Source organism: Acidovorax sp. FW305-C-20-28 (genome assembly GCF_058783375.1).
The window spans coordinates 13531-34507 of the sequence record NZ_JBYSYM010000052.1; the positions used below are offsets into that span (position 1 = coordinate 13531).

Here is a 20977-nt window from a genome sequence, read left to right on the forward strand (position 1 = left end):
CGCCCAGCCGGGCGCTGCACGTGCGGAAAAACAAGAGGCGTGGGGGTCTAGAGCACCTTGGCCAGGAACTCCGCCGTGCGCGGGTGCTGCGGACGGTTGAACACCTGCTCGGGCGTGCCGGTCTCCAGCACCTGGCCTTGCTCCATGAAGACCACGGTGTCGGCCACCTCGCGGGCAAAACCGATCTCGTGCGTGACGATGACCAGCGTGGTGCCCGAGCGCGCCAGCTCCTTGATCACGGCCAGCACCTCGCCCACCAGTTCGGGGTCCAGTGCCGAGGTGGGCTCGTCGAACAGCAGCACCTTGGGCTTGAGGGCCAGGGCGCGCGCAATGGCCACGCGCTGCTGCTGCCCGCCCGAGAGCTGGCGCGGGTAGCTGTGCGCCTTGTCGGACAGGCCCACGCGGGCCAGCAGCTCGTGGGCCAGGGCCTCGGCCTCGGGACGTGGCACGCCGCGCACGCTGATCGGGGCCTCGATGAGGTTCTCCAGCACCGTGAGGTGGGGGAACAGGTTGAAGTTCTGGAACACCATGCCCACGTCCACGCGGCGTTGCAGGATGTCTTTTTCGCCCAGTTCGTACAGCGTGTCGGCATCCTGGCGGTAGCCGATCAGCTCGCCATCGATGGCGATGAAGCCGCCATCCACGCGCTCCAGGTGGTTGATGGTGCGCAGCAGCGTGGACTTGCCCGAGCCCGACTGGCCCAGCACCACGGTCACGCTGCCCGATGGCACGGTGAGCGTCACGTCCTTGAGCACCTGCAGCGCGCCGTAGTGCTTGGAGACGCCGTGGATCGTGACCTCGCCGCCGCGCGTGAAGCCGCCGCTCCAGCGGGGCACGGCATCCACTGGCTGGGGTGCTGCGGCGGGCACAGCCTGCGGTGGTGCCGCCCGCGGTGAGCGCCCCAGGCGCTGCGCGATGGCGGTGAACAGCGAAGGCGGCGGGTTGCGCAGCGCACCCTTGGCGAAATGGCGCTCGATGTAGTGTTGCAGGATGGACAGCACCGTGAGGATCACCAGGTACCAGACGGTGGCCACCATCAGCAGGGGAATCACCTCCAGGTTGCGCCGGTAGATGATCTGGATGGTGTAGAACAGTTCGGGCAGCGCCAGGATGTAGACGTTGGACGTGCCCTTGGCCAGGCCGATGATGTCGTTGAAGCCGCTGGGCAGGATGGAGCGCATGGCCTGCGGCAGCACGATGCGAAAGGCCTGGCGCCGGCGCGGCAGGCCGAGCGCCGCGGCCGCTTCGAGCTGCCCCTGGTCCACCGACAAAATGCCGCCGCGCACGATCTCCGAGGCGAAGGCCGCCTGGTTGAGCGTGAGACCGATCAGCGCCGCCACAAAGGGGCTGATGAGCTGCGTGGTGGGGTAGGAGAAGAAGGTCCAGCCCGTGAAGGGCACGGAGAGGCTCACCGACTCGTACAGGTAGCCCAGGTTGTTGATGATGAGCAGCAGCACGATCACCGGGATGGAGCGGAAGATCCAGACAAAGGTCCACGACAGGCCTGCGAGCAGCGGCGAGCGTGACACCCGGGCCAACGCCAGCGCCGTGCCCAGCGTGAAGCCGAACAGCGCGCCCAGCGCGGTGAGCAGCAGGGTACGGCCCAGGCCCACCAGCACCGGCTCGGCAAAGAACCATTCGGCAAATACGCCCCAGCCCCAGCGCGGGTTGGTGAGCACCGAGTACAGCACCGCTGCGATGACCACGGCAGCGAAAGCCGTGCCCACGGCCCGTGCGCGGTAGCGCGCAGGCACCACCTTGTAGTGCGAGTAGTCGCCCTTGGCCGTCAGCGCCCTGGGTACGGAAGGGGGTGCTGCAGCAGGCGCCGGAACGGCCGGCAGTGCATGGGCATCGAGCGTGGTGGTGGTCGACATCGTGGTGTGTGGGAAGGGGATGGGAATCTCAGGCGGCACGTGCCAGCGCAGGCGCCTGCACCAGGGCTTTTTCGAACGGCAGCGAGCGGTAGGTGCCCTCGGGCGCCGTGCGGTCGAACAGCGCCGCATAGCCCTGGCCCAGGTACAGCGCCACGGCCTCGGGCTGGCGAAAGCCCGTGGTCAGGTAGATGCGCGTGTAGCCCTGGCGCAGCGCCTGGGCTTCGAGCTCCTGCACCACGCGGCGCGCCAGGCCCTGGCGGCGCAGGGCTGAGTGCGCCCACACGCGCTTGAGCTCGGCCGTGCCGGGGTCGGGGTGGCGCTTGAAGGCCCCACCGCCAATGGCCTCGCCATTGCGCAGCAGCAGCACGAAGTTGCCGCCCTCGGGCGGCGAGAACAGCTCGGCCGGGTACTTCTCCATCTCGCGCGGGCCGCCCTCGCGCTCGTAGAAATCGCCGTAGCGGCTCTCGTACTCGTAGCGGAGTTCCTCGACCAGCGGGCGCGCCAGCGGATCCAGCGGGGTGGTGTAGACGAATCGTTCGCTCATGGTGTGCATCCAGGTCAGATCAGTTCCGGCGCCAGTGGGGTTAGAAAGCGCTCCGCCAGGCGCACCCAGTAGATGGCCGAGGGCGCGAGGATGGCGTCGTTGAAGTCGTAGTACGGGCTGTGCAACGAGGCGCCGTCGCCATTGCCCACAAAGACATAGCTGCCAGGGCGCTTGAGCAACATGAAGGCGAAGTCCTCGCTGGCCGTGCGCGGGCGAAAGCCGGCGTCCACACGCGCGGCGCCAAAGGTGTCCACGGCCACGCTGCGCGCCAGCGCCGTCTCGGCATCGTGGTTCAACACCGCAGGGTAGCCCGGGCGGTACTGCACCTCGGCTGTGGCGCCAAAGCTCTCGGCCTGGGCACGGGCGATGGCGGGAATGCGTTCCTGCAGGATGGCGCGCACCTCGGGCTTGAAGGCGCGTGCCGTGAGCTTGAGCTCCACGCTCTCGGGCACCACGTTGGGCGCCGCGCCGCCGTGGATGGAGCCCACGGTGACCACGCCCATGTCCAGCGGATCGACGTTGCGCGAGACCACGGTCTGCAGTGCCGTGATGATGTGGGCGCTGGCCACCACCGGGTCCACCGTTTCGTGCGGCGCGGCGCCATGACCGCCCTTGCCGCGCACGGTGATGGTGATCTGGTCCACCGAGGCCATGGCCGGCCCGGTCACGCAGCCGAAGTGCCCTTCGCCCACGCAAGGCCAGTTGTGCAGGCCGAACACCGCATCGCAGGGAAAGCGCTCGAACAGGCCTTCGGCGATCATGCGATTGGCGCCGCCACCGTTCTCCTCGGCGGGCTGGAAGATCAGGTTCAGCGTGCCGTCGAAGCGGCCCGACTCGGCCAGAAAGCGCGCCGCCGCGAGCAGCACCGTGGTGTGCCCATCGTGCCCGCAGGCATGCATCACGCCCGCGTTTTCGCTGGCATAGGGCAGGCCCGTGGCCTCGGTGATCGGCAGCGCGTCCATGTCGGCACGGATGCCCAGGGACTTGCCGCTGTTGCCGCGCGTGAGCCGCCCCACCACGCCCGTGCCGGCGATGCCGGTGGTGACCTCGTAGCCCCAGCCGGCCAGGCGCTCGGCCACGATGGCCGCCGTGCGGTGTTCCTGGAACGACAGCTCGGGGTGGCGGTGCAGATCCTGGCGCAGGGCCTTGAACTCGCCGATGAAGGCGGCAATGCCCTCCTCCACGCGCGCTACGTCATCGGCGCCGGCCAGCGGCAATGCGGCCCCCATCAGGCAGCCTTCCGGTCTGCAGCGCCCTGCTCTAGCGCAGCCGCATACCGGCTGGCCTTGCGCGGCAAACCCAGGTGGTCGCGCAGCGTGGCGCCGGGCAGCGTGCGCTCGTAGCGGCCACGCGCCTCCAGCACCGGGATGACATGGGTCACGAAGTCTTCGAGCCCCTGTGCCAGCACCGGGAAACCGAGGATGAAGCCGTCGGCCGCGCCCTCGTCCACCCAGCGGATGATCTCGTCGGCTACGCGCTCGCCCGTGCCCACGAACTGCGAGCGTGGCGTGGCGGCCTCCAGCGCCACCTGGCGCAAGGTGAGGCCGCGCTCCTTGGCATCGGCCTTGATGCGGTCGGTGGTGGAGCGGAAGCTGTTGCGGCCGATCTCGCCCAGCTCGGGGAAGGGTTCGTCCAGCGGGTACTGGCTGAAATCGTGGTGGTCGAAGTAGCGGCCCAGGTAGGCCAGCGCTTCTTCCACCGTGAGCAGCTCGCGGATGGCCTGGTACTTGGCCTCGGCTTCTTCCTGCGTGGCGCCCACCACCGGGCCGATGCCCGGGAAGATCTTCACATCGCTGCCCTGGCGGCCCTGGGCCACGGCACTGGCCTTGACCTGGCGCAGGAAGGCGCGCGTGGCCTCCAGGTTGGGCGAGTGGGTGAACACCGCGTCGGCGTATTTGCCCGCCAGGCCCACGCCCGCATCGGACGAGCCGGCCTGGAAGATCACCGGCTGGCCCTGGGCCGAGCGGCCGATGTTCAACGGCCCGGCCACCTGGAAGAAGCGTCCCTTGTGGTTGAGCGTGTGCAGCTTGGACGGATCGAAGAACTGGCCCGTCTCGCGGTTGCGCACCACCGCATCTTCGTCCCAGCTGTCCCACAGGCCCTGGGTCACCTCCAAGTACTCGTCGGCGATCTCGTAGCGCAGCGCGTGGTCGGGGTGCTGGCGGCTGTAGTTGCTGGCCGTGCCTTCGAGTGGTGTGGTCACCACGTTCCAGCCCGCACGGCCGCTGCTGATGAGGTCCAGCGAGGCGAACTGGCGCGCCACCGTGAACGGGTCGCTGTACGAGGTGGAGATGGTGCCCGCCAGGCCGATCTTCGAGGTCGCCACGGCCAGCGCCGAGAGAATGGAGATGGGCTCGAAGCGGTTGAGGAAATGCGGGATCGACTTCTCGTTGATGAACAGGCCATCGGCCACGAAGGCGAAGGCGATGCCGTTGGCCTCGGCCTTGCGCGCGGTGTCGATGTAGAACGAGAGGTTCACGCTCGCATCGGCCGGGCCGGCGGGGTGCTTCCACGAATTCATGTGGCCGCCTGCGCCGTGCAGCATCAGACCAAAGCGGATGGGGGTGGGCTTGCTCATGTGATTTTTCCTGGTTGGGGCAGGGTTCAGGCTTCAGCGGTCTGCAGCGCACCGGCGAGCAGCTCCACCGAGGCCAGGCGCTCGGCAAAGCCGGTGACGGGCGTGTCGACCACGAACTCCCCGATGCCATAGCGCTCGGCCAGTGCGTCGAGCGCATCGCGCACAAAGGCTTGCGAGCCCGCGATCACGTGGGGGCGGGTCTCTTCGAGGCGGTAGTCGCTCACACCGGCCTGGCGCGCGAACTCGGCCGCGGCGCTTTCGTTGGGCAGGTTCACGCTCTGGCCGGTGGACAGGTGCAGCTTGACGATGCGCAGCGCACCCACCTGGCGCTCGGCCTCTTGCTGCGTCTCGGCCACCAGGGCATAGAGCGCGAGCAGCGGCGCGCGGCCCGAAGCCTCGCGGTAGACCTGCAGCGAGCGCTCGATGTTCACCGGGTCGCCATTGAAGTGGCCGGCATAGACGAATTGCCAGCCGTGGCGCGCGGCCAGCGCCGCGCTGTCGGGGCTGCCGCCGAGCAGGAAGCGCTCGGGCAGGTGCGGCGGCTCGGGCAGTGCCACGGCACCGGCCAGCGGGTGATCGGCTGCCAGGGTGTTGGAGACGAATGCGTCGAGCTCGGCCAGCTGCGCGGCGAAGTCAGGCTTGCGCGCCGGGTCGCGCGCAGCCTGCAGCGCGCGGGTGGACAGCGGCAGCCCACCGGGCGCCTTGCCCACGCCCAGGTCCACGCGGCCCGGGGCCAGCGCGGCCAGCAGCTTGAAGGCCTCGGCCACCTTGAAGGGGCTGTAGTGCTGCAGCATGACGCCGCCCGAGCCCACGCGGATGCGCGAGGTGCGCGCCAGCAGGTGCGCCACCAGCACCTCGGGGGCCGAACCCGCCAGGCCCGCGTTGCCATGGTGCTCGGCCACCCAGAAGCGGCGGTAGCCCAGCTGCTCGGCGCGCTGCGCCAGCGCTACGGTGCGCTGCAGGGCCTGGGCCGCGGTGGCACCTTCGGGGACAGGGCTCTTGTCGAGCAGGGACAGGGCATAGGACACGGTCGGGGCGATTCGCGCATGGGTGATCAATGCCGCAAATTCTGTGGCCCCAGGCCGGCGCGCGTTGCGCTAACTTGTCATATCGATATGCGGACAAAAGGCGCCCCGGCCTTGTGTCCGCGCGGCGTGGAGCACCACGCCGCAGGCGCTCCGTCAGGGGCGCTGCATGGTGCACGAGTGAGGCTGCTGCGCCTTGGCGGGGGCGATCTGGCGCACCACGCGGAAACCATAGCCCGAGCCTTCGACGTCGAACTTGACCCCGTTGGCGCCCTTCTTGTCCATCACGCCCACCACCAGCGCCTGCTGGAACTGGTGGTCGGCCGCACGCATGCTGCCGCCCTGGCCCGAGAGCTGCACGCTGGCCTTCTCCATCTGCCGTGCCACGGCCACGGGGTCGGTGCTGCCCGCACGCTCGATGGACTGCGCGAGCGCCTCCACCATGAGCTGCATGCGCATGTGCACATAGTCGTCCTGCGGCTTGGGGAAGCGCTCGCGGAAGGCCTGGTAGAAGGCCTCGCTCTGCGCGCCCGGCACATTGGGCAGCCAGTCGGCCACGGCCACCACCTTGCCGATGCCGGCATCGCCGATGGCCGCGGGCGCGCCCAGTGCATTGCCGTAGAAGGTGTAGAAGCTGCCTTCGTAGCCCACCTCGCGCGCGGCCTTCACCAGCAGCGTGAGATCGTTCCCCCAGTTGCCCGTGACCACGGCCTGCGCGCCGCTGGCCTTGATCTTCACAGCGTAGGGCGCAAAGTCCTTCACGCGGCCCACGGGGTGCAGTTCCTCGCCCACCACCGACACATCGGGGCGCTGGGCCGACAACTGCTTCTTGGCCTCGCGCAGCACGGCCTGGCCGAAGCTGTAGTCCTGGCCGATCAGGTAGACGCTCTTCAAGGCCTTGTCATCGCGCATCACCTCCATAAGGGCAGCCATGCGCATGTCGGCATGGGCGTCGAAGCGGAAATGCCAGAAGCTGCACTTCTCGTTGGTGAGGATGGGGTCCACCGCCGAGTAGTTGAGAAAGATCACGCGCTTGTTCGGCTCGCGCTCGTTGTGCTTGTTGATGGCCTCAATCAGCACCGCAGCCGTGGCCGATGAGTTGCCCTGCAGGATGACCTGCGCGCCATCGTCGATGGCCGCGCGCAGGGCCGACAGGGCCTCCTCGTTCTGGCCCTTGCTGTCGTAGCGCTCCAGTGCCAGCGGGCGCGCACCGCCGGCGCTGGCCGGCAGGGCCACGCCGCCGCGCGCGTTGACACGCTCCATGGCCCAGTAGATGTTGCGGTAGACCGCTTCACCGGTGTTGGCAAACGCGCCCGAGAGGCTCTCGATCAGCGCCATCTTCACCGGCTTGCCCGTGGCCGCGGGTACGGCGGCAGCGGTGGATTGCGCCCAGCTGGCGGACACCGGTGCCAGCGTGCAGGCCAGCGTGGCGGCGACGGCCAAAGCCGAATGACGTAATGCCGCAGCGCCTGATTTCAAGCCCGCGAGCCGCAATTTATTCATGCTCTTTTTCCCCTTGAAAACCTTTGTGGCCGTACACAAGTTCTGTCCATGCGGCGACCACGTCGAGAGCCGCGCAGTGTATAGGAGTCCTTTTCATGATCTTCGCCCCCGTCGCCCGCCGTTCCGCCTTCAACGCCCCCCGCTCTGCCGACCTGGCACTGCAGCGCTTCCTGCTCGGCAGCTTTGCCAATGCCGCCCCGGCCCGCTCTGCCGGCGTGACCGTCACCCAGGACGACAAGGCCACCACCTTGCAGCTGGATGTGCCCGGCCTCACCCGTGAGCAGCTGCAGATCGCCATCGAAGGCAATGTGGTGCGCCTGTCCAGCGTGGAAGGCGCGCCCCGCCAGGTGCAGCGCGCCTGGGAGCTGGCCACCGACATCGATGCCGCGGCCAGCAGCGCCAAGCTCGAAAACGGCGTGCTCACGCTCACCCTGGTGCGCGTGGAACCCGTGAGCAAGGCCACCTCGCTGAGCATCCAGTAAGTCCCTACACGGCGCAGTGGAGTGCGGCCTGGCGGCCGTGCTCCACCCCGTGCGTGCCTTTTGCCCCTGCCTGGCAAAGGCCTTATCCCACCAGGGCTTTGCATGCCCCCGTTTTCTCACACGCCGAACCGCAAGGGTTCACATTCAATTTCCGTAAGCGCGGATTCCCAACAGCACCAGCAGCGCCAGCCCCAGCAGGCCCGACACCGCCTGCCAGAACCGCACCGGATTGCGCTCCACCAGCGGCGGTGCACGCAGGCGCTGGAATTGTGCGCCTGGCGACTGCAGATCGTGCAGGAATTCCGAGACCGCCTCCTGGCGTTTAGCCGCCTCAGGCTGCAAGGCCTTGTGCAGCACCCCATCGAGCCAGGCCGGCAGCTCGGGCCTCAGATGGCGCACAGGCACATAGCGCAGCGCTTTCAACTGGGCCGGTGAGCGCAGGCGCGCCACCTGCAGGCCGTAGGGCAATTGGCCGGTGAGCATCTGGTAGGTGAGCACGGCCAGCGCGAACAGGTCCGAGCGTGCATCCCCCTCGCCGCCAACGAAGTACTCCGGCGCCGTGTACTGCAGCGTGCCCTCGATGGCATCGGCCCGCGCTGCCGCCGTGCCCTCGGCCAGTCCCGCCACATGCACCGAGCCGAAGTCGATGAGCTTGACCGTGCCGCTGCGGTCGATCAGCAGGTTCTCGGGCCGCAGGTCCTGGTGCAGCATCTCGCGCGCGTGCAAGGCCTGCAGCCCCTTGCCGATCTGGGCGACGAGGCTGCGCACGGCGTCCAGGTCCGGCAGCGGGTGGTCGGTCATCCACTGCGCCAGCGTCTGCCCGTCCACATACTCCATCGCCACATAGGCATGCCGGCGCGGCCGCTCATCCGCCGCGGCGCGCAGCACATGCGGGCTGTGGACACGCCGCGCCACCCATTCCTCGAGCAAAAGGCGGTCGAGGTGGCCCGCCTCGCCCGCCATGTCCACCGAGGGCGTCTTGATCGCCAGCTGCTGGCCCGTGGCATCGTCCACGGCCAGATGCACCTGGCTGCGCGCGCTGGCGTGCAGTTCGCGCACGATGGTGTAGCCCTCGAAGGCCATGCGCGGCACCAGGGGCGGCGGCAGGGCCAGCCCTGCGTGCGGCCCCGGGAGCGCACCGGCACGCGCTTCGGGCAGGGTGTCAATGCGCAGCAGTTGCACCGTCATGTCGTCGGTAGCGCCGCGCGTGCGTGCGGTGGCGGCCAAGGCCTGGGCGGCGCCATCGAAGTCACCGGCACATTCGGCAATGGCCTGGTGCACGGCGGCCGCATCCAGATGCGGGTAGGCACCATCGGTGGCCAGCAGGTAGAGGTCGCCCACTTCGGCCGGCAGGCTGCGGTAGTCGATCTCCACATTGGGGCCCATGCCCAGGGCCCGGCCCAGGAAGGACTCGACCGAAGACAGGTGCACACGGTGGTCCTCGGTCAACTGCTCCAGCGCGGCGGCATGCACGCGGTAGATGCGCGCATCGCCCACGTGCAGCAGGTGCACCTCGCGCCCCTTGAGGATCAGGGCACTGAAGGTGGTGACGTAGCCGCGGTCCTTGTCGAAGCGCGCATGGCTGCGCATGGTCTGCGCATGCAGCCAGGCATTGGTGGCCCCCAGCACGCGCTGGGCCGAGCGGCGCACCGACCAGGCCTCGGAGGTGGCGTAGTAGTCGTCCAGGAAGCCCCGCACCGCGGCGGCGCTGGCCTCCTGGCTCACCGCGCTGGAGCCGATGCCGTCGGCCAGCGCCAGCGCGATGCCCTTGGTGGCGCGTTGCGGCCCGGTGGGCAGCATGGCGCCGTGGAAGTCCTGGTTGCTGCCCTTGTCCCCGGCCTCCGAATGCTGGCCGAGCGTGACGCCCAAGGCGTGCATGGTTACAGGCTCAGGCAATCTTGCGCTTGGGCGCGGTCTTGTAGTGCGTGGAATACAGCATCGCGCCCACAAAGGTCAGGCCGCCCACCAGGTTGCCGATCACGGTGGGAATTTCATTCCAGACCAGGTAGTCCATGACCGTGAAGTTGCCACCCAGCAGCAGGCCCGAGGGGAACAGGAACATGTTGACGATGCTGTGCTCGAAGCCCATGTAGAAGAACAGGGCGATGGGAATCCACATGCCGATGGCCTTGCCCGACACCGAGGTCGACATCATGGCCGCCACCACGCCGGTGGACACCATCCAGTTGCACATCACGCCGCGGATGAACAGGGTCAGCATGCCGGCGGCTCCGTGTGCGGAGTAACCCACCGTGCGGCCCTCGCCGATGTGGCCGATCTTCACGCCAACGGCGTTGGGCGCCTCGCTGAATCCGAAGGTGAAGATGATGGCCATGAACACCGCCACCATGAAGGCGCCGGCAAAGTTGCCGCAGAACACCAGCGCCCAGTTGCGAAAGACGCCAGCCCAGGTGGCACCCGGGCGCTTGTCGAGCACGGCCAGCGGGGCCAGCGTGAACACACCGGTCAGCAGGTCATAACCCAGCAGGTACAGCAGGATGAAGCAGCCCGGAAAGAGCAGTGCGCCCAGCAGCGCATTGCCGGTGTTGACCGTGATGGTGACGGCGAAGGCGGCGCCCAACGCCAGCATGGCGCCGGCCATGAAGGAGCGGATCAGCGTGTCGCGGGTGGACATCAGGAGCTTGGATTCACCGGAATCGACCATCTTGGTCACGAACTCGGTGGGGGCGAGGTAGGCCATTTGACTTTCCTTGGGGCGGTAGAACGGAACTGCGCCCCCAGTTGGCTCACCGGGGCAGCGCGCAAAAGGAAAACGGCGTCCGCAGCACCCCCGGTGAAGGGGAGATGCAAGGGACGCCGTTATCCTCGGAAGCGCGATTCCCGGGCCTGCGGCATGCCGCAGGCGGGTGACGGGCAGGCCATCGTCAGCCCCCGTCCGCCAAACCCTTGCAATTTCCGTACCCTCTCCAGGGTATTCCACGCCCGGAAAATGCCCGGAAACCGTGCGCTTTGCGCGGGCATCGCGGGCGCGGGCCTCAGATCAGTGCACGCCGGGCACCAGCCTGGATCAGACCGGCTTGTCGCCCTTGCGGTCGGGGTGGCCAAACGCCAGGTCCGGCAGCGACAGCGTGGCCTCGGCCACGTCGAGCAGGCGGCGGTTCTGGTCCATGGAGGTCTTTTGCAGCACGCGGAAGGCGACCTCCTCGTTCATGCCCAGGCGGGCCATCAGCACGCCCTTGGCGCGCTCGATCACCTTGCGCTCGTTGAGCGTGCGCCGGGCCGTTTCCAGCTCGGTCTCCATGCTGGCCATGCGAGCCGACTGGGCCCGCAGCAGCTCCAGCAGCGATGACGCCGATTCGCCCCCTTGCGTACTTGCAGCGGGCGACTGCACCGCCGCTGGTGCGATGGCGATGTCGAAGAAGCGGTCCACCGCGTGCGTGCGTTGGGGCGGGTTGTCGCGCAGGCCGCGCAGCAGGCCCGTGGAGTCCTGCAGGTCCTGCTGGGCCTGCACGATGAGCGCAGTGCAGTCCTCGCGCAGGCGCTGCACCAGGTCCACCTGCAGCTGCCACAGCGTGGTGATGCGCTGGGTGCACACATCGAACCAGGTATCGCTCTGGTTGCTGTCCAGAGCGGCACCGGGCCGTGCTACGCCCAGGGTGCGCCGCAGGCGCTCCAGCTGTGCGGTGCCCGGGGCCAGTTGCAGCTGCTCCCAGCGGGCACGCAGGGCCGGATCGGCAAACTCGGCGAACGCGGCCAGACTGCGCTCCTGTGCGTCGATCAGGTGCAGCACGCGCTGCTGGTGCGCCTCGCTGCCCTGGCCCGAGGCGAAGAGCAGCGCGCCCATGGCCCGCTCCTGGCCCGCCTCTTCCTGCGCCTGCACCAGGTGCACCAGGGCCACCAGCTGGCGCGAGACGCTGGGCAGGCCGGCGGCATCGGCCACGTGGAAGACCAGTTCGATCAGCCCCGCGATCAGGTGGCTGAACGCCGCGATGGAGTCGTGGGCCGTCATGGCCTGCTTGTCGATCTGGCTGCGCAGGGCGGGCAGCGAATCGAGCCCCAGCAGCGCCCAGGCCATCAAGGACAAGGCCTTGGCCGTGGCCCCCTGCGCAGGCTCGACATGCAGGGCGAATTCGGCGCGCAGCTGGCCCTCCAGCGCCACGACCTCCTGCACGACGCGGCCACGCAGATCGGCAAAGCGCTGCCCCTTGGACGCCAGGTAGACGCCCGAGGCACCGCGCTCACGCTGCAGGCCTTCGATCAACTGGCCCACCACGTCCACCAGCGCCGCCCGGCTGGCAAGGTGGCGCACCGCATCGATCTCGAGCTGGCGCGAGCGCAGCACGAGGCTGGAAACGGACAGGGGTGCAGCAGCCAGCTCAGGCATCAAGTTCTCCACGATTCGAACAGGAACCCGATGCTAACCCCGCCGGGACGCGTGCCACCGCATTCAGGCCAGGGCCACGCGGATGCGCCCGCCCTCGGCGCGCACGCCGTGCGCCTGCACCGAATGCTCGGGCGCCTCCAGGCATTCGCCGGTGCGCAGGTCGAAATGGTTCTTGTACAGCGGCGAGGCCACCACGACGCGTTCACCCAGGTTGCCGATGAGCCCGCGCGAGAGCACGCTGGCACCGGACTTGGGGTCCACGTTGTCGATGGCGAAGAACTCGTCGCCGCGCGTGCGGAACACCGCCACATGGCGGTCGGCCACCAGCGCGCAGACGCCGGTGCTGGGCAGGATGTCATCGACCGCACAGATGTCGGTCCAGGCGAGGGAGTCGGTGCTGCTGTTCATGGGGAGTGCGCTCATGTCATGTCCTCTCGGGCGGCTTGATGGATGGGGATGACCTTGGCGGAGCCAGCTCCACGCTCCTCTGCGCGCGCCGGGCGGATCTGTCCACGCTCCTCGACGAAGAGCACGTTCTCATCGGCCTTGTCGCTGTTCACGAACGAGCGGAAGCGCTTGCGCGTCTCGGGGTCGGTCACGGCGGTCTTCCATTCGCACTGGTAGGTGGCCACCACATGCTGCATCTGGGCTTCGAGCTCGGCGCACAGGCCCAGGCTGTCCTTTTGCAGAACATCCTTGAGGTAGTCGAGGCCGCCTTCGAGGTTTTCGCGCCAGGTGCTGGTGCGCTGCAGCCGGTCGGCCGTGCGCACGTAGAACATCAGCACCCGGTCGATCATGCGCACCAGGTCTTCCTTGGACAGGTCCGACGCGAACAGCTCTGCGTGGCGCGGCTTCATGCCGCCGTTGCCGCAGATGTAGAGGTTCCAGCCCTTCTCGGTGGCGATGACACCAATGTCCTTGCCCTGGGCCTCGGCGCATTCGCGCGTGCAGCCCGAAACACCGAACTTGATCTTGTGCGGAGCACGCAGGCCCTTGTAGCGGTTCTCCAGCTCCACGGCCAGGCCCACGCTGTCGCCCACGCCGTAGCGGCACCAGGTTGAGCCCACGCAGCTCTTGACCGTGCGCAGCGACTTGCCGTACGCGTGGCCGGACTCGAAGCCGGCGGTGATGAGCTCTTCCCAGATCAGCGGCAGTTGCTCCAGGCGCGCACCGAACATGTCCACCCGCGCGCCGCCCGTGACCTTGGTGTACAGGCCGTACTTCTTGGCCACCTGGCCCACGGCGATCAGGCCGTCGGGCGTGACCTCGCCACCGGGCATGCGCGGCACCACCGAGTAGGTGCCGTCCTTCTGGATGTTGCCCAGGTAGTAGTCGTTGCTGTCCTGCAGGCCCGCCAGTTCCTTCTTGAGCACGAACTCGTTCCAGCACGAGGCGAACACGCTGGCCGCCACGGGCTTGCAGATGTCGCAGCCCATGCCCTTGCCGTGCTTTGCCAGCAGGTCCTCGAAGCTCTTGATCTGGCCCACGCGCACCAGGTGGTAGATCTCCTGGCGCGAGTAGGCGAAGTGCTCGCAGATGTGGTTGTTCACGGCCATGCCGAGGCGCGCCATCTCGGCCTTCATGACCTGGGTGACCAGGGGCACGCAGCCGCCGCAGGTGGCGCCGGCCTTGGTGCAGGCCTTCATCTCGGCGATGGTGCAGGCGCCCTCGCCTACAGCGGCGCAGATGCCGCCCTTGGTGACGTTGTTGCACGAGCAGATCTGCGCGGTGTCGGGCAGGGCGTCCACGCCCAGGCCGGGCTTGGCCTTGCCGTCGCTCGAGGGGAAAATCAGGAACTCGGGGTCTTCGGGCAGGGTGATGCCGTTGAGCGCCATCTGCAGCAGCGTGCCGTATTCGGTGGCGTCACCGATCAGCACGGCGCCCAGCAGCTGCTTGCCGTCTTCGCTGATGACGATCTTCTTGTAGACCTGGCGGCGCTCGTCCACGTACTGGCAGGTGCGGCTGTGCGGGGTCTTGCCATGGGCGTCGCCGATGCTGGCCACATCCACGCCCATGAGCTTGAGCTTGGTGCTCATGTCGGCGCCGACGAAGGCCGCGTCGGTCTCGCCCGCGATGTGGCGGGCGGCCACGCGCGCCATGTCGTAGCCCGGGGCCACCAGGCCGAAGGTCTGCTCGTTCCACGAAGCACATTCGCCGATGGCATAGACATCGTGGTCACTGGTGCGGCAGGCGCTGTCGATGGCCACGCCGCCGCGCGGGCCGATGGCCAGCAGGCTCTGGCGCGCCAGCTCGTCGCGCGGGCGGATGCCGGCGGAGAACACGATCATGTCGGTCTCCAGGTAGGTGCCGTCGGCAAACACCATGCGGTGGCGCGCGCGGGCGCCATCGGTGATCTCCTGGGTGTTGCGGCTGGTGTGCACCGTCACGCCCAGTTCCTCGATCTTGGAACGCAGCACGCGGCCGCCCCCCTCGTCGACCTGCACGGCCATGAGGCGCGGGGCGAACTCGAGCACATGGGTCTCCAGGCCCATGTCGCTCAGCGCCTTGGCGCATTCCAGGCCCAGCAGGCCGCCGCCCACGACCACACCGGTCCTGGACTTGGCGCCCGAGGCCTGCATGGCCTCCAGGTCCTCGATGGTGCGGTAGACGAAGCAGTGCTCGCGCTCACGCCCCGGCACCTGGGGCACGAAGGGGTTGGAACCGGTGGCCAGCACCAGCTTGTCGTAGTGCAGCACCTCGCCGTCGACCGTGGTCACGGTGCGGATGCGCCGGTCCACCGAGGCCGCGCGGGATGCCAGGCGCAGCGTGAAACCGGTGCGCTCGAAGAAGCCGGGTTCGACCAGCGAGAGTTGCTCGGCCGTGGTGCCGCTGAAGAAGGCCGACAGGTGCACCCGGTCGTAGGCGGGGCGTGGCTCCTCGCACAGCACGGTGACTTCGACGCCGGTCATGCCGGTCTCGGCCAGGCTTTCGAGGAACTTGTGGCCGACCATGCCGTGGCCAATGAGAACGATCTTCATCATGCTTGCTCATCCTGCAAGGACCCGGGGAACCTGGGTGCAGGATGTGCGGCGCCTGGCGGCACGGCACACCCTCCGCGGAACCACGGGCGTGGGTTGGAACTTCCAGGCAACAGGCGGAGAAGGCCGCGGCTTGCCCGGTGTTCCGCCATCATTAGCGGAGGGGTTGTTTATCGGACCGCAGGCAGCTTTACCGGCGGACAGGCTGTACTCAGCAATAAGCGTGCCCGGGTTTTTGAAGGGGGTTCACGCCCCATCCCCAGGGGCATCGCCCGCCAGCGCCTCGCTGCGGTGCAACACGTCACCAACTTGGGGCGGACGCCTGGCCGGGCGCCGCCCTGCCCCGGTGCCGGGGCGCCCGGGCAGGCGCGTCACTCGTGGCGCAGGGCGTCGATGGGGTCCATGCGCGCGGCCCGGCGCGCCGGGAAGTAGCCGAACACCACGCCGATGCCGGCCGAGAACACGAAGGACAGCAGGTTCACGCCCGGGTTGAACAGGTAGGGCACGCCCATCAGCACCGACAGCCCCAACGAGGCCACGGTGGCCAGCACAATGCCGGCCAGCCCGCCCAGGGCGGCCAGCACCACCGCCTCGATCAGGAACTGCAGCAACACCTCGCGCTCCAGCGCGCCGATGGCCAGGCGCAGCCCGATCTCGCGCGTGCGCTCGGTCACGCTCACCAGCATGATGTTCATGATGCCGATGCCGCCCACCAGCAGGCTCACCGCCGCCACCGCGCCCAGCAGGGTGGTCATGACCTTGGTGGTGCCCGACAGCGCCTCACCCAACTGCTTGGTGTCGAGCACGTTGAAGTTGTCCTCGTCGGTGTCGGAGAGCTTGCGCAGCTCGCGCAGCAGCTGGGTCAGGCTGGCCTTCACGCGCTCGGGCTCGCTGCCGTCCTTCATGGACACCAGGAGCGTGTTCACGCGCACATTGCCCGTGACGCGACGCTGCAGCGTGCGCAGGGGCACGAGCACGGTGTCGTCCTGGTCGTTGCCGAAGGCGCCCTGCCCCTTGGAGGCCAGCACGCCGACCACCTCGCACGAGAAGGCCTTCACGCGCAGCTGCTCGCCCACGGCATCGCGCGTGCCGAAGAGTTCGCGCCGCACGGTCTCGCCGATCACGCAGGTGGCGGCGCCGGCGCGCAACTCGTCATCGCTGAACTCGCGGCCGATGCGCAGCGTCCAGTTGCCCGTCTGCAGCCAGGCATTGGTGCTGCCGATGATGCTGGTGGACCAGTTGCGCCCGCCCGCCACCACGGTGGCCGAGGCGCGCGACTCGGGCGCCACGGCCAGGATGCCGCCGATCTGCTGGGCGATGGCGTCAGCGTCCGTGTCCTTGAAGGCCGGCGCGCCGGTGCCGCCGCCCGGGCCCATGCGCTGGCCGGGTCGCACCTGCAGCAGGTTGGTGCCCAGGCCCGCGATCTGGTTCTGGATGGAGACGGTGGCGCCGTTGCCCAGCGTGACCATGGTGATCACCGCGCTCACGCCGATCACGATGCCCAGCACCGTGAGGAAGGAGCGCATGAGGTTGCGCCGGATGGAGCGCAGCGCGAGCAGGATGGAACTGAGGAACATCAGTGCCCCCCCGCCGGCAGGGCCGCAGCGGGCGCGGCCAGACCGCGCGGATGCGGATTGACCTCGTCGCTGCCCACCACGCCGTCGACGAAGCGCACGATGCGCCGCGCATACTCGGCCATGTCGCCCTCGTGCGTGACCATGAGCACGGTGATGCCCAGGTCGGCGTTCAGGCGCCACAGCAGTTCCATGATCTCGTGGCTGCGCTGCGTGTCGAGGTTGCCCGTGGGCTCGTCGGCCAGCAGCACGGCCGGCTCGGTGACGATGGCACGGGCAATGGCCACGCGCTGCTGCTGACCGCCCGAGAGCTCGGCCGGGGTATGGTGCTCCCACCCCTTGAGGCCCACGGCCGCCAGCGCCTTGGCCGCCGCCGCATGGCGCGCCGCGGCAGGCTCGCCGCGGTACAGCAGGGGCAGTTCCACATTTTCCTGCGCCGAGGTGCGCGCCAGCAGGTTGAAGCCCTGGAAGACGAAGCCGAAGTAGCGCCGGCGCAGGCGCGCGCGCTCATCGCGCTGCAGCGCCTCCACATGCACGCCCTTGAACAGGTAGTCGCCGGTGGTGGGCCGGTCCAGGCATCCCAGGGTGTTCATGGCCGTGGACTTGCCCGAGCCGCTGGGGCCCATGATGGCCACGAAGTCGCCCTGGGCGATGTCCAGGTCCACGCCCTTGAGCGCCTGGAAGGCGAGCGCGCCTTCGCCATACACCTTGGTGACCGCCCGCAGGCGGATCAGTGGCATGGCGCCCGTCATCGCGCGGCCCCGCTGCTGCGCTGGTCGGTGATCACGGCCATGCCGGGGGTGAGGCCCTCGCCCACCACCTCGGTCATGCGGCCGTCGCTGATGCCCACGCGCACTTTCATGGCCTGCGGCGCGCCATCCTTGAGCACCCAGACCTGTTTCATCTTCGACGCCGCATCCTCGCCCGGCGCGCCACCGGCCCCAGGGCGGCGCCCGCCCTGCCCGCCCGGGCGTGGCATGCGCGGCATGAGCTGGCCCATGATGCCCCCGCCCTGCTGTGCCGCCGGCGGCTTGCCGCCACCCGCGCCCGGCGTGCCCGCAGCCGCACCGGCTTGCGCGGGCGTGAAGCGCAGCGCCGTGTTGGGCACCAGCAGCACGTCCTTGCGCTCGGTGGAGGTGATGGTGGAAGCCGCCGTCATGCCGGGGCGCAGGCTCATGTCGGTGTTGTCCACCTCCAGCCAGGTGACATAGGTGACCACGTTGTCGGTCTTGGTGGAGCCGAAGGACACGCGCGTGACCTGGGCCGGGTAGCGGCGCGAGGGATACGCGCTCACGGTGAAACTCGCCTTTTGCCCCGCCTGCAGCGTGCCCACGTCGGCCTCGTCCACGCTCACGTCCAGGCGCAGGCGCGTGAGGTCCTCGGCCACGGTGAACAGGGTCACGGCCTGCAGCGATGCGGCCACGGCGTTGCCCGGCTCCACCGAGCGGGTGAGCACCACGCCGTCAATGGGCGAGCGGATGGAGGCCTTGGACAGGCTGGTCTCGTCGGTGGACAGGGCGGCGCGCGCATCGTCCACCGTGGCGCGGGCGCTGGCCTCGTCGGCGCGGGCCCGGTCCAGCGTGGCACGGCCGGTGTCCAGCTCGGCGGCGGACGGCACCTTGCCGCCCGACAGGCGCGCCACCTCCTCCAGGCGGCCCAGTGCGGCCACTGCCTCCTTGGTGGTGGCGCTGGCCTGGGCCAGGCGCGCCTGGGCCGATGCCAGCGAGGCGCGCGAACGCAGCACCTGCGCATCGAGCTTGGCGGTATCGAGCTCCACCAGCACCTGGCCCTTCTTGACCTTGTCGTTCACGTCCACCATGACCTGGCGCACCGTGCCCGAGAGTTCGCTGCCGATGGTCACGAGCCGCGTGGGCTGCAGCGTGCCGTTGGCCGCCACGCTGAGCGTGAGGTCGCCCTTTCGGGCCTCTTCGGTCACGTACACCGGCGCGGCGTTGGCGGCCTTGTGCTGCTGCCAGGCATAGACGCTGGCGCCTGCCAGCACGATGGCGGCCACGCCCAGCCACAGCGAGGTGCGGCGGTACCAGCGGCGCGGCGGATCGCCGCCCAGCAGGGCCTGCAGGTCGGCGGGGGATCGGCTGGCGGTGGTGGTGGTGGCAGCCGCACGGGGCTGCGATTCCTGGGGGATATCGGTCATGGCAATCAATCGGCTCGGATGAAGACAGGAAATGGGGTGCACCGTCCGCGCATCCATGGTGCGCAGGTCCGGTGGCCTTTGGCTGCCAGGTGTCCATGCGCCGTGTGCGCGGGACCTCCAGGTGGCTGGTGGAAGAGAAGAGTCGGGCGGCCTGGCTATTGCGGCTGCCAGCCGCCGCCCAGCGCCTTGTACAGGCGCACATGGTCTGCGGACACGCTGGCCACCGTGGTGGCCACGCCGTCCTGCGTGGAAAGCAGGGTGCGCTGGGTTTCCAGCACGGCCTGGAAGTCGATCAGCCCGCTGCGGTAGCGCTGCTGGGCCAGCAGCGCGGCATTGCCGGCTGCATCGGCGGCAGCCGTGAGGCGCACCAGGCGCTCGCGGTTGCCGCGCAGGGAGACAAGGGCGTCTTCCACGTCCTTGAGCGCCGCGAGCACTGCGGCTTGGTAGGCAATGCGTGCCTGCTCCAGGCTGGCCTCTTGCGCACGCACCTGGGCGCGGTTGGCACCGCCGTCGAGCAGCGGCACAGAGACGCTGCCCAGCAGCGATGCGGCCACCGCACTGCCGCCGCTCAGTGCACCCAGCGTGAGGGCGCGCAGGCCCACCGAGCCGCTGATGCCGAAGTCCGGGTAGCGCGCCGCCTCGGCCTGCGAAACGCGCGCCAGCGCGGCACGGATGCGCTGCTCGGCCGCACGCACATCGGCGCGCTGGCGCAGTGTTTCGGCCGGGATGGCCAGGGCCAGTTCGTCAGGCGCCTGGGGCACGGCCACACTGGCGGCCAATTGCGCATCGAGCGCGGCCGGCGCCTGCCCGGTCAGCACCGCCAGGCTGTGGCGCGACTGGGCCAGGCTGGCTTCGAGCGCGGGGATCTGCGCAGCCGTTTGTTCCGATGCGGCGCGCGCCTGCTCGGCCACGAGCGAGGTGGTCAGCCCCGCCTGCAGGCGCCACTGGGTGATCTGCAAGGTCTCGCCCTGGCTGGCCAGGTTGCTCTGCGCAATGGCCAGGCGCTGCTGCAGGCTGCGCAGCTCGATGTAGTTGACGGCCACCTCCGCCGCCAGCGACACCTGCACGTCGGCCAGGCTGGCCTCGGCGGCGCGGGCATCGGCTTCGCTGGCGTTCACGCCGGCACGCACGCGGCCGAACACATCGGGCTCCCAACTGGCGTCGAAGCCGAGCTGGAAGCTGTTGCCCGTGCCGCTGTTACCCGAGCGGCTGCGCTGTGCCGAGGCGGAGGCGCCCACCTGGGGCGCCAGGCCTGCGGCCTGCACATCGACCTGGGCGCGTGCCTGCTGCAGCGCAGCCTGGGCCGTGCGCACGCTGGTGTTGGCCGCCAGGGCCTGCTCGACCAGTGCGGTCAGTTGCGCGTCACCCAGGCGCTGCCACCACTGGGCGAGCGAGGTGGCGGGGGCAGTGGTGCTGCCCGTGGACCAGGTGGCCGGCACGAGCGTACCGGGCAGGCGCGCATCCTGCGGCGTGAGGCCGGCGCAGCCCGCCAGGGCGGCGGCCAGCGCCAGCACCGGCCAGCGGGGTGGTGCCTGGCGGCGGGAACCGGTCAGTGAAGAAAGACGCATGAAAAGCTGTGCTCCGGGTTGTTGCGTCCATTGTGCGGAGCCACCCCTTCGCGAAGATAGTCAATGCGTCAAGCCCATGTAAAGAATTGCTGCAATGCAAAAAGAAAGGCCCCGAAGGGCTTAGTCCACTGCAACCGAGAAATCGGCTGTGCGTGAGGGTCTGGCAGGGCCGCAATCTAGGCGGCGGGCGCAGCCGGGTTGCACACCCGGCGAGCACGGCAACGACGAGTGCGGCCCTGCCAGACCCTCACCCTGCGGGCCGGGGTGGCAGCGGGTGCATCGCGGCGTTGCGGGCTTTGCCAAGGCGGCCAGCCTTGGCAGCAGCCCGCGCCTTGCGCTGCATCCCGCTGC

The 20977-nt window shown here is 69.1% G+C and carries 16 protein-coding genes; 1 reads left to right on the forward strand and 15 read right to left on the reverse strand.

Translation table 11 applies throughout. The annotated features are described in order from the left end of the window. Window positions 1-47: 47 nt before the first annotated feature. The 6 genes from AC3WOH_RS32820 to AC3WOH_RS32845 all read right to left on the reverse strand — a co-directional run bounded on the left by AC3WOH_RS32820 (window position 48) and on the right by AC3WOH_RS32845 (window position 7524). On the reverse strand, window positions 48-1874 hold the full coding sequence (locus AC3WOH_RS32820) for an amino acid ABC transporter permease/ATP-binding protein (protein WP_492233520.1): 1827 nt from the start codon (window positions 1872-1874) through the stop codon (window positions 48-50). Between the two features lie 28 nt (window positions 1875-1902). After that, window positions 1903-2418, reverse strand: a complete 516-nt coding sequence (locus AC3WOH_RS32825) for a GNAT family N-acetyltransferase (protein ID WP_492233521.1) — start codon at window positions 2416-2418, stop codon at window positions 1903-1905. A gap of 14 nt (window positions 2419-2432) precedes the next feature. Further along, window positions 2433-3647 carry a M20 aminoacylase family protein gene (locus AC3WOH_RS32830; RefSeq protein WP_492233522.1) on the reverse strand — a complete coding sequence of 405 codons (1215 nt, stop codon included), beginning with the start codon at window positions 3645-3647 and terminating at the stop codon, window positions 2433-2435. Further along, window positions 3647-4996 carry an LLM class flavin-dependent oxidoreductase gene (locus AC3WOH_RS32835; protein WP_492233523.1) on the reverse strand — a complete coding sequence of 450 codons (1350 nt, stop codon included), beginning with the start codon at window positions 4994-4996 and terminating at the stop codon, window positions 3647-3649. The genes AC3WOH_RS32830 and AC3WOH_RS32835 overlap by 1 nt, the downstream gene beginning before the upstream one ends. Before the next feature lie 26 nt (window positions 4997-5022). After that, window positions 5023-6024 (reverse strand): LLM class flavin-dependent oxidoreductase, encoded by a 1002-nt coding sequence (locus AC3WOH_RS32840; protein WP_492233524.1) that lies wholly within the window; start codon window positions 6022-6024, stop codon window positions 5023-5025. A gap of 153 nt (window positions 6025-6177) precedes the next feature. Then, the gene (locus tag AC3WOH_RS32845; protein WP_492233525.1) at window positions 6178-7524 is read right to left on the reverse strand and encodes a branched-chain amino acid ABC transporter substrate-binding protein; all 1347 of its coding nucleotides are present in this window, start codon (window positions 7522-7524) and stop codon (window positions 6178-6180) included. Window positions 7525-7619: 95 nt separating this feature from the next. On the opposite strand from AC3WOH_RS32845, the gene AC3WOH_RS32850 reads away from it, so the two are divergent. Beyond that, on the forward strand, window positions 7620-8006 hold the full coding sequence (locus AC3WOH_RS32850) for an Hsp20/alpha crystallin family protein (protein WP_492233526.1): 387 nt from the start codon (window positions 7620-7622) through the stop codon (window positions 8004-8006). 144 nt (window positions 8007-8150) lie between these two features. On the opposite strand, the gene AC3WOH_RS32855 is transcribed toward AC3WOH_RS32850, so the two are convergent. The 9 genes from AC3WOH_RS32855 to AC3WOH_RS32895 all read right to left on the reverse strand — a co-directional run bounded on the left by AC3WOH_RS32855 (window position 8151) and on the right by AC3WOH_RS32895 (window position 20626). Then, entirely contained in the window at window positions 8151-9884 is a 1734-nt protein-coding gene (locus tag AC3WOH_RS32855) for a bifunctional protein-serine/threonine kinase/phosphatase (protein WP_492233527.1), read from the reverse strand. A gap of 10 nt (window positions 9885-9894) precedes the next feature. Further along, window positions 9895-10707 carry a formate/nitrite transporter family protein gene (locus AC3WOH_RS32860; RefSeq protein WP_184863260.1) on the reverse strand — a complete coding sequence of 271 codons (813 nt, stop codon included), beginning with the start codon at window positions 10705-10707 and terminating at the stop codon, window positions 9895-9897. A 327-nt stretch (window positions 10708-11034) separates the two neighbouring features. Then, on the reverse strand, window positions 11035-12351 hold the full coding sequence (locus AC3WOH_RS32865) for a nitrate- and nitrite sensing domain-containing protein (RefSeq protein WP_492233528.1): 1317 nt from the start codon (window positions 12349-12351) through the stop codon (window positions 11035-11037). A gap of 63 nt (window positions 12352-12414) precedes the next feature. Further along, on the reverse strand, window positions 12415-12774 hold the full coding sequence (nirD, locus tag AC3WOH_RS32870) for a nitrite reductase small subunit NirD (protein WP_492233529.1): 360 nt from the start codon (window positions 12772-12774) through the stop codon (window positions 12415-12417). Then, a complete protein-coding gene (gene nirB / locus AC3WOH_RS32875) occupies window positions 12771-15329 on the reverse strand; it encodes a nitrite reductase large subunit NirB (protein WP_492233535.1) in 2559 nt (852 codons plus the stop codon). The genes nirD and nirB overlap by 4 nt, the downstream gene beginning before the upstream one ends. A 371-nt stretch (window positions 15330-15700) precedes the next feature. Beyond that, window positions 15701-16906, reverse strand: a complete 1206-nt coding sequence (locus tag AC3WOH_RS32880; protein WP_492233530.1) for an ABC transporter permease — start codon at window positions 16904-16906, stop codon at window positions 15701-15703. Continuing rightward, on the reverse strand, window positions 16906-17643 hold the full coding sequence (locus tag AC3WOH_RS32885; protein WP_492233531.1) for an ABC transporter ATP-binding protein: 738 nt from the start codon (window positions 17641-17643) through the stop codon (window positions 16906-16908). Before AC3WOH_RS32885 ends, AC3WOH_RS32880 begins: the two co-directional genes overlap by 1 nt. An 8-nt stretch (window positions 17644-17651) precedes the next feature. Further along, window positions 17652-19058 (reverse strand): efflux RND transporter periplasmic adaptor subunit, encoded by a 1407-nt coding sequence (locus AC3WOH_RS32890; protein WP_492233532.1) that lies wholly within the window; start codon window positions 19056-19058, stop codon window positions 17652-17654. A gap of 155 nt (window positions 19059-19213) precedes the next feature. Then, window positions 19214-20626, reverse strand: coding sequence for an efflux transporter outer membrane subunit (locus tag AC3WOH_RS32895; protein WP_492233533.1), 1413 nt, complete (start codon window positions 20624-20626; stop codon window positions 19214-19216). Window positions 20627-20977: the final 351 nt, after the last annotated feature.

Excerpts from the sequence above, each read along its gene's own strand:
- AC3WOH_RS32895 (WP_492233533.1), bottom strand. The coding sequence starts at position 20,626 with ATGCGTCTTTCTTCACTGACCGGTTCCCGCCGCCAGGCACCACCCCGC.
- AC3WOH_RS32830 (WP_492233522.1), bottom strand. The coding sequence starts at position 3,647 with ATGGGGGCCGCATTGCCGCTGGCCGGCGCCGATGACGTAGCGCGCGTG.
- AC3WOH_RS32850 (WP_492233526.1), top strand. The coding sequence starts at position 7,620 with ATGATCTTCGCCCCCGTCGCCCGCCGTTCCGCCTTCAACGCCCCCCGC.
- nirD (WP_492233529.1), bottom strand. The coding sequence starts at position 12,774 with ATGAGCGCACTCCCCATGAACAGCAGCACCGACTCCCTCGCCTGGACC.
- AC3WOH_RS32845 (WP_492233525.1), bottom strand. The coding sequence starts at position 7,524 with ATGAATAAATTGCGGCTCGCGGGCTTGAAATCAGGCGCTGCGGCATTA.
- AC3WOH_RS32885 (WP_492233531.1), bottom strand. The coding sequence starts at position 17,643 with ATGCCACTGATCCGCCTGCGGGCGGTCACCAAGGTGTATGGCGAAGGC.
- AC3WOH_RS32835 (WP_492233523.1), bottom strand. The coding sequence starts at position 4,996 with ATGAGCAAGCCCACCCCCATCCGCTTTGGTCTGATGCTGCACGGCGCA.
- AC3WOH_RS32825 (WP_492233521.1), bottom strand. The coding sequence starts at position 2,418 with ATGAGCGAACGATTCGTCTACACCACCCCGCTGGATCCGCTGGCGCGC.
- nirB (WP_492233535.1), bottom strand. The coding sequence starts at position 15,329 with ATGAAGATCGTTCTCATTGGCCACGGCATGGTCGGCCACAAGTTCCTC.
- AC3WOH_RS32820 (WP_492233520.1), bottom strand. The coding sequence starts at position 1,874 with ATGTCGACCACCACCACGCTCGATGCCCATGCACTGCCGGCCGTTCCG.
- AC3WOH_RS32860 (WP_184863260.1), bottom strand. The coding sequence starts at position 10,707 with ATGGCCTACCTCGCCCCCACCGAGTTCGTGACCAAGATGGTCGATTCC.
- AC3WOH_RS32855 (WP_492233527.1), bottom strand. The coding sequence starts at position 9,884 with ATGCACGCCTTGGGCGTCACGCTCGGCCAGCATTCGGAGGCCGGGGAC.
- AC3WOH_RS32880 (WP_492233530.1), bottom strand. The coding sequence starts at position 16,906 with ATGTTCCTCAGTTCCATCCTGCTCGCGCTGCGCTCCATCCGGCGCAAC.
- AC3WOH_RS32865 (WP_492233528.1), bottom strand. The coding sequence starts at position 12,351 with ATGCCTGAGCTGGCTGCTGCACCCCTGTCCGTTTCCAGCCTCGTGCTG.
- AC3WOH_RS32890 (WP_492233532.1), bottom strand. The coding sequence starts at position 19,058 with ATGACCGATATCCCCCAGGAATCGCAGCCCCGTGCGGCTGCCACCACC.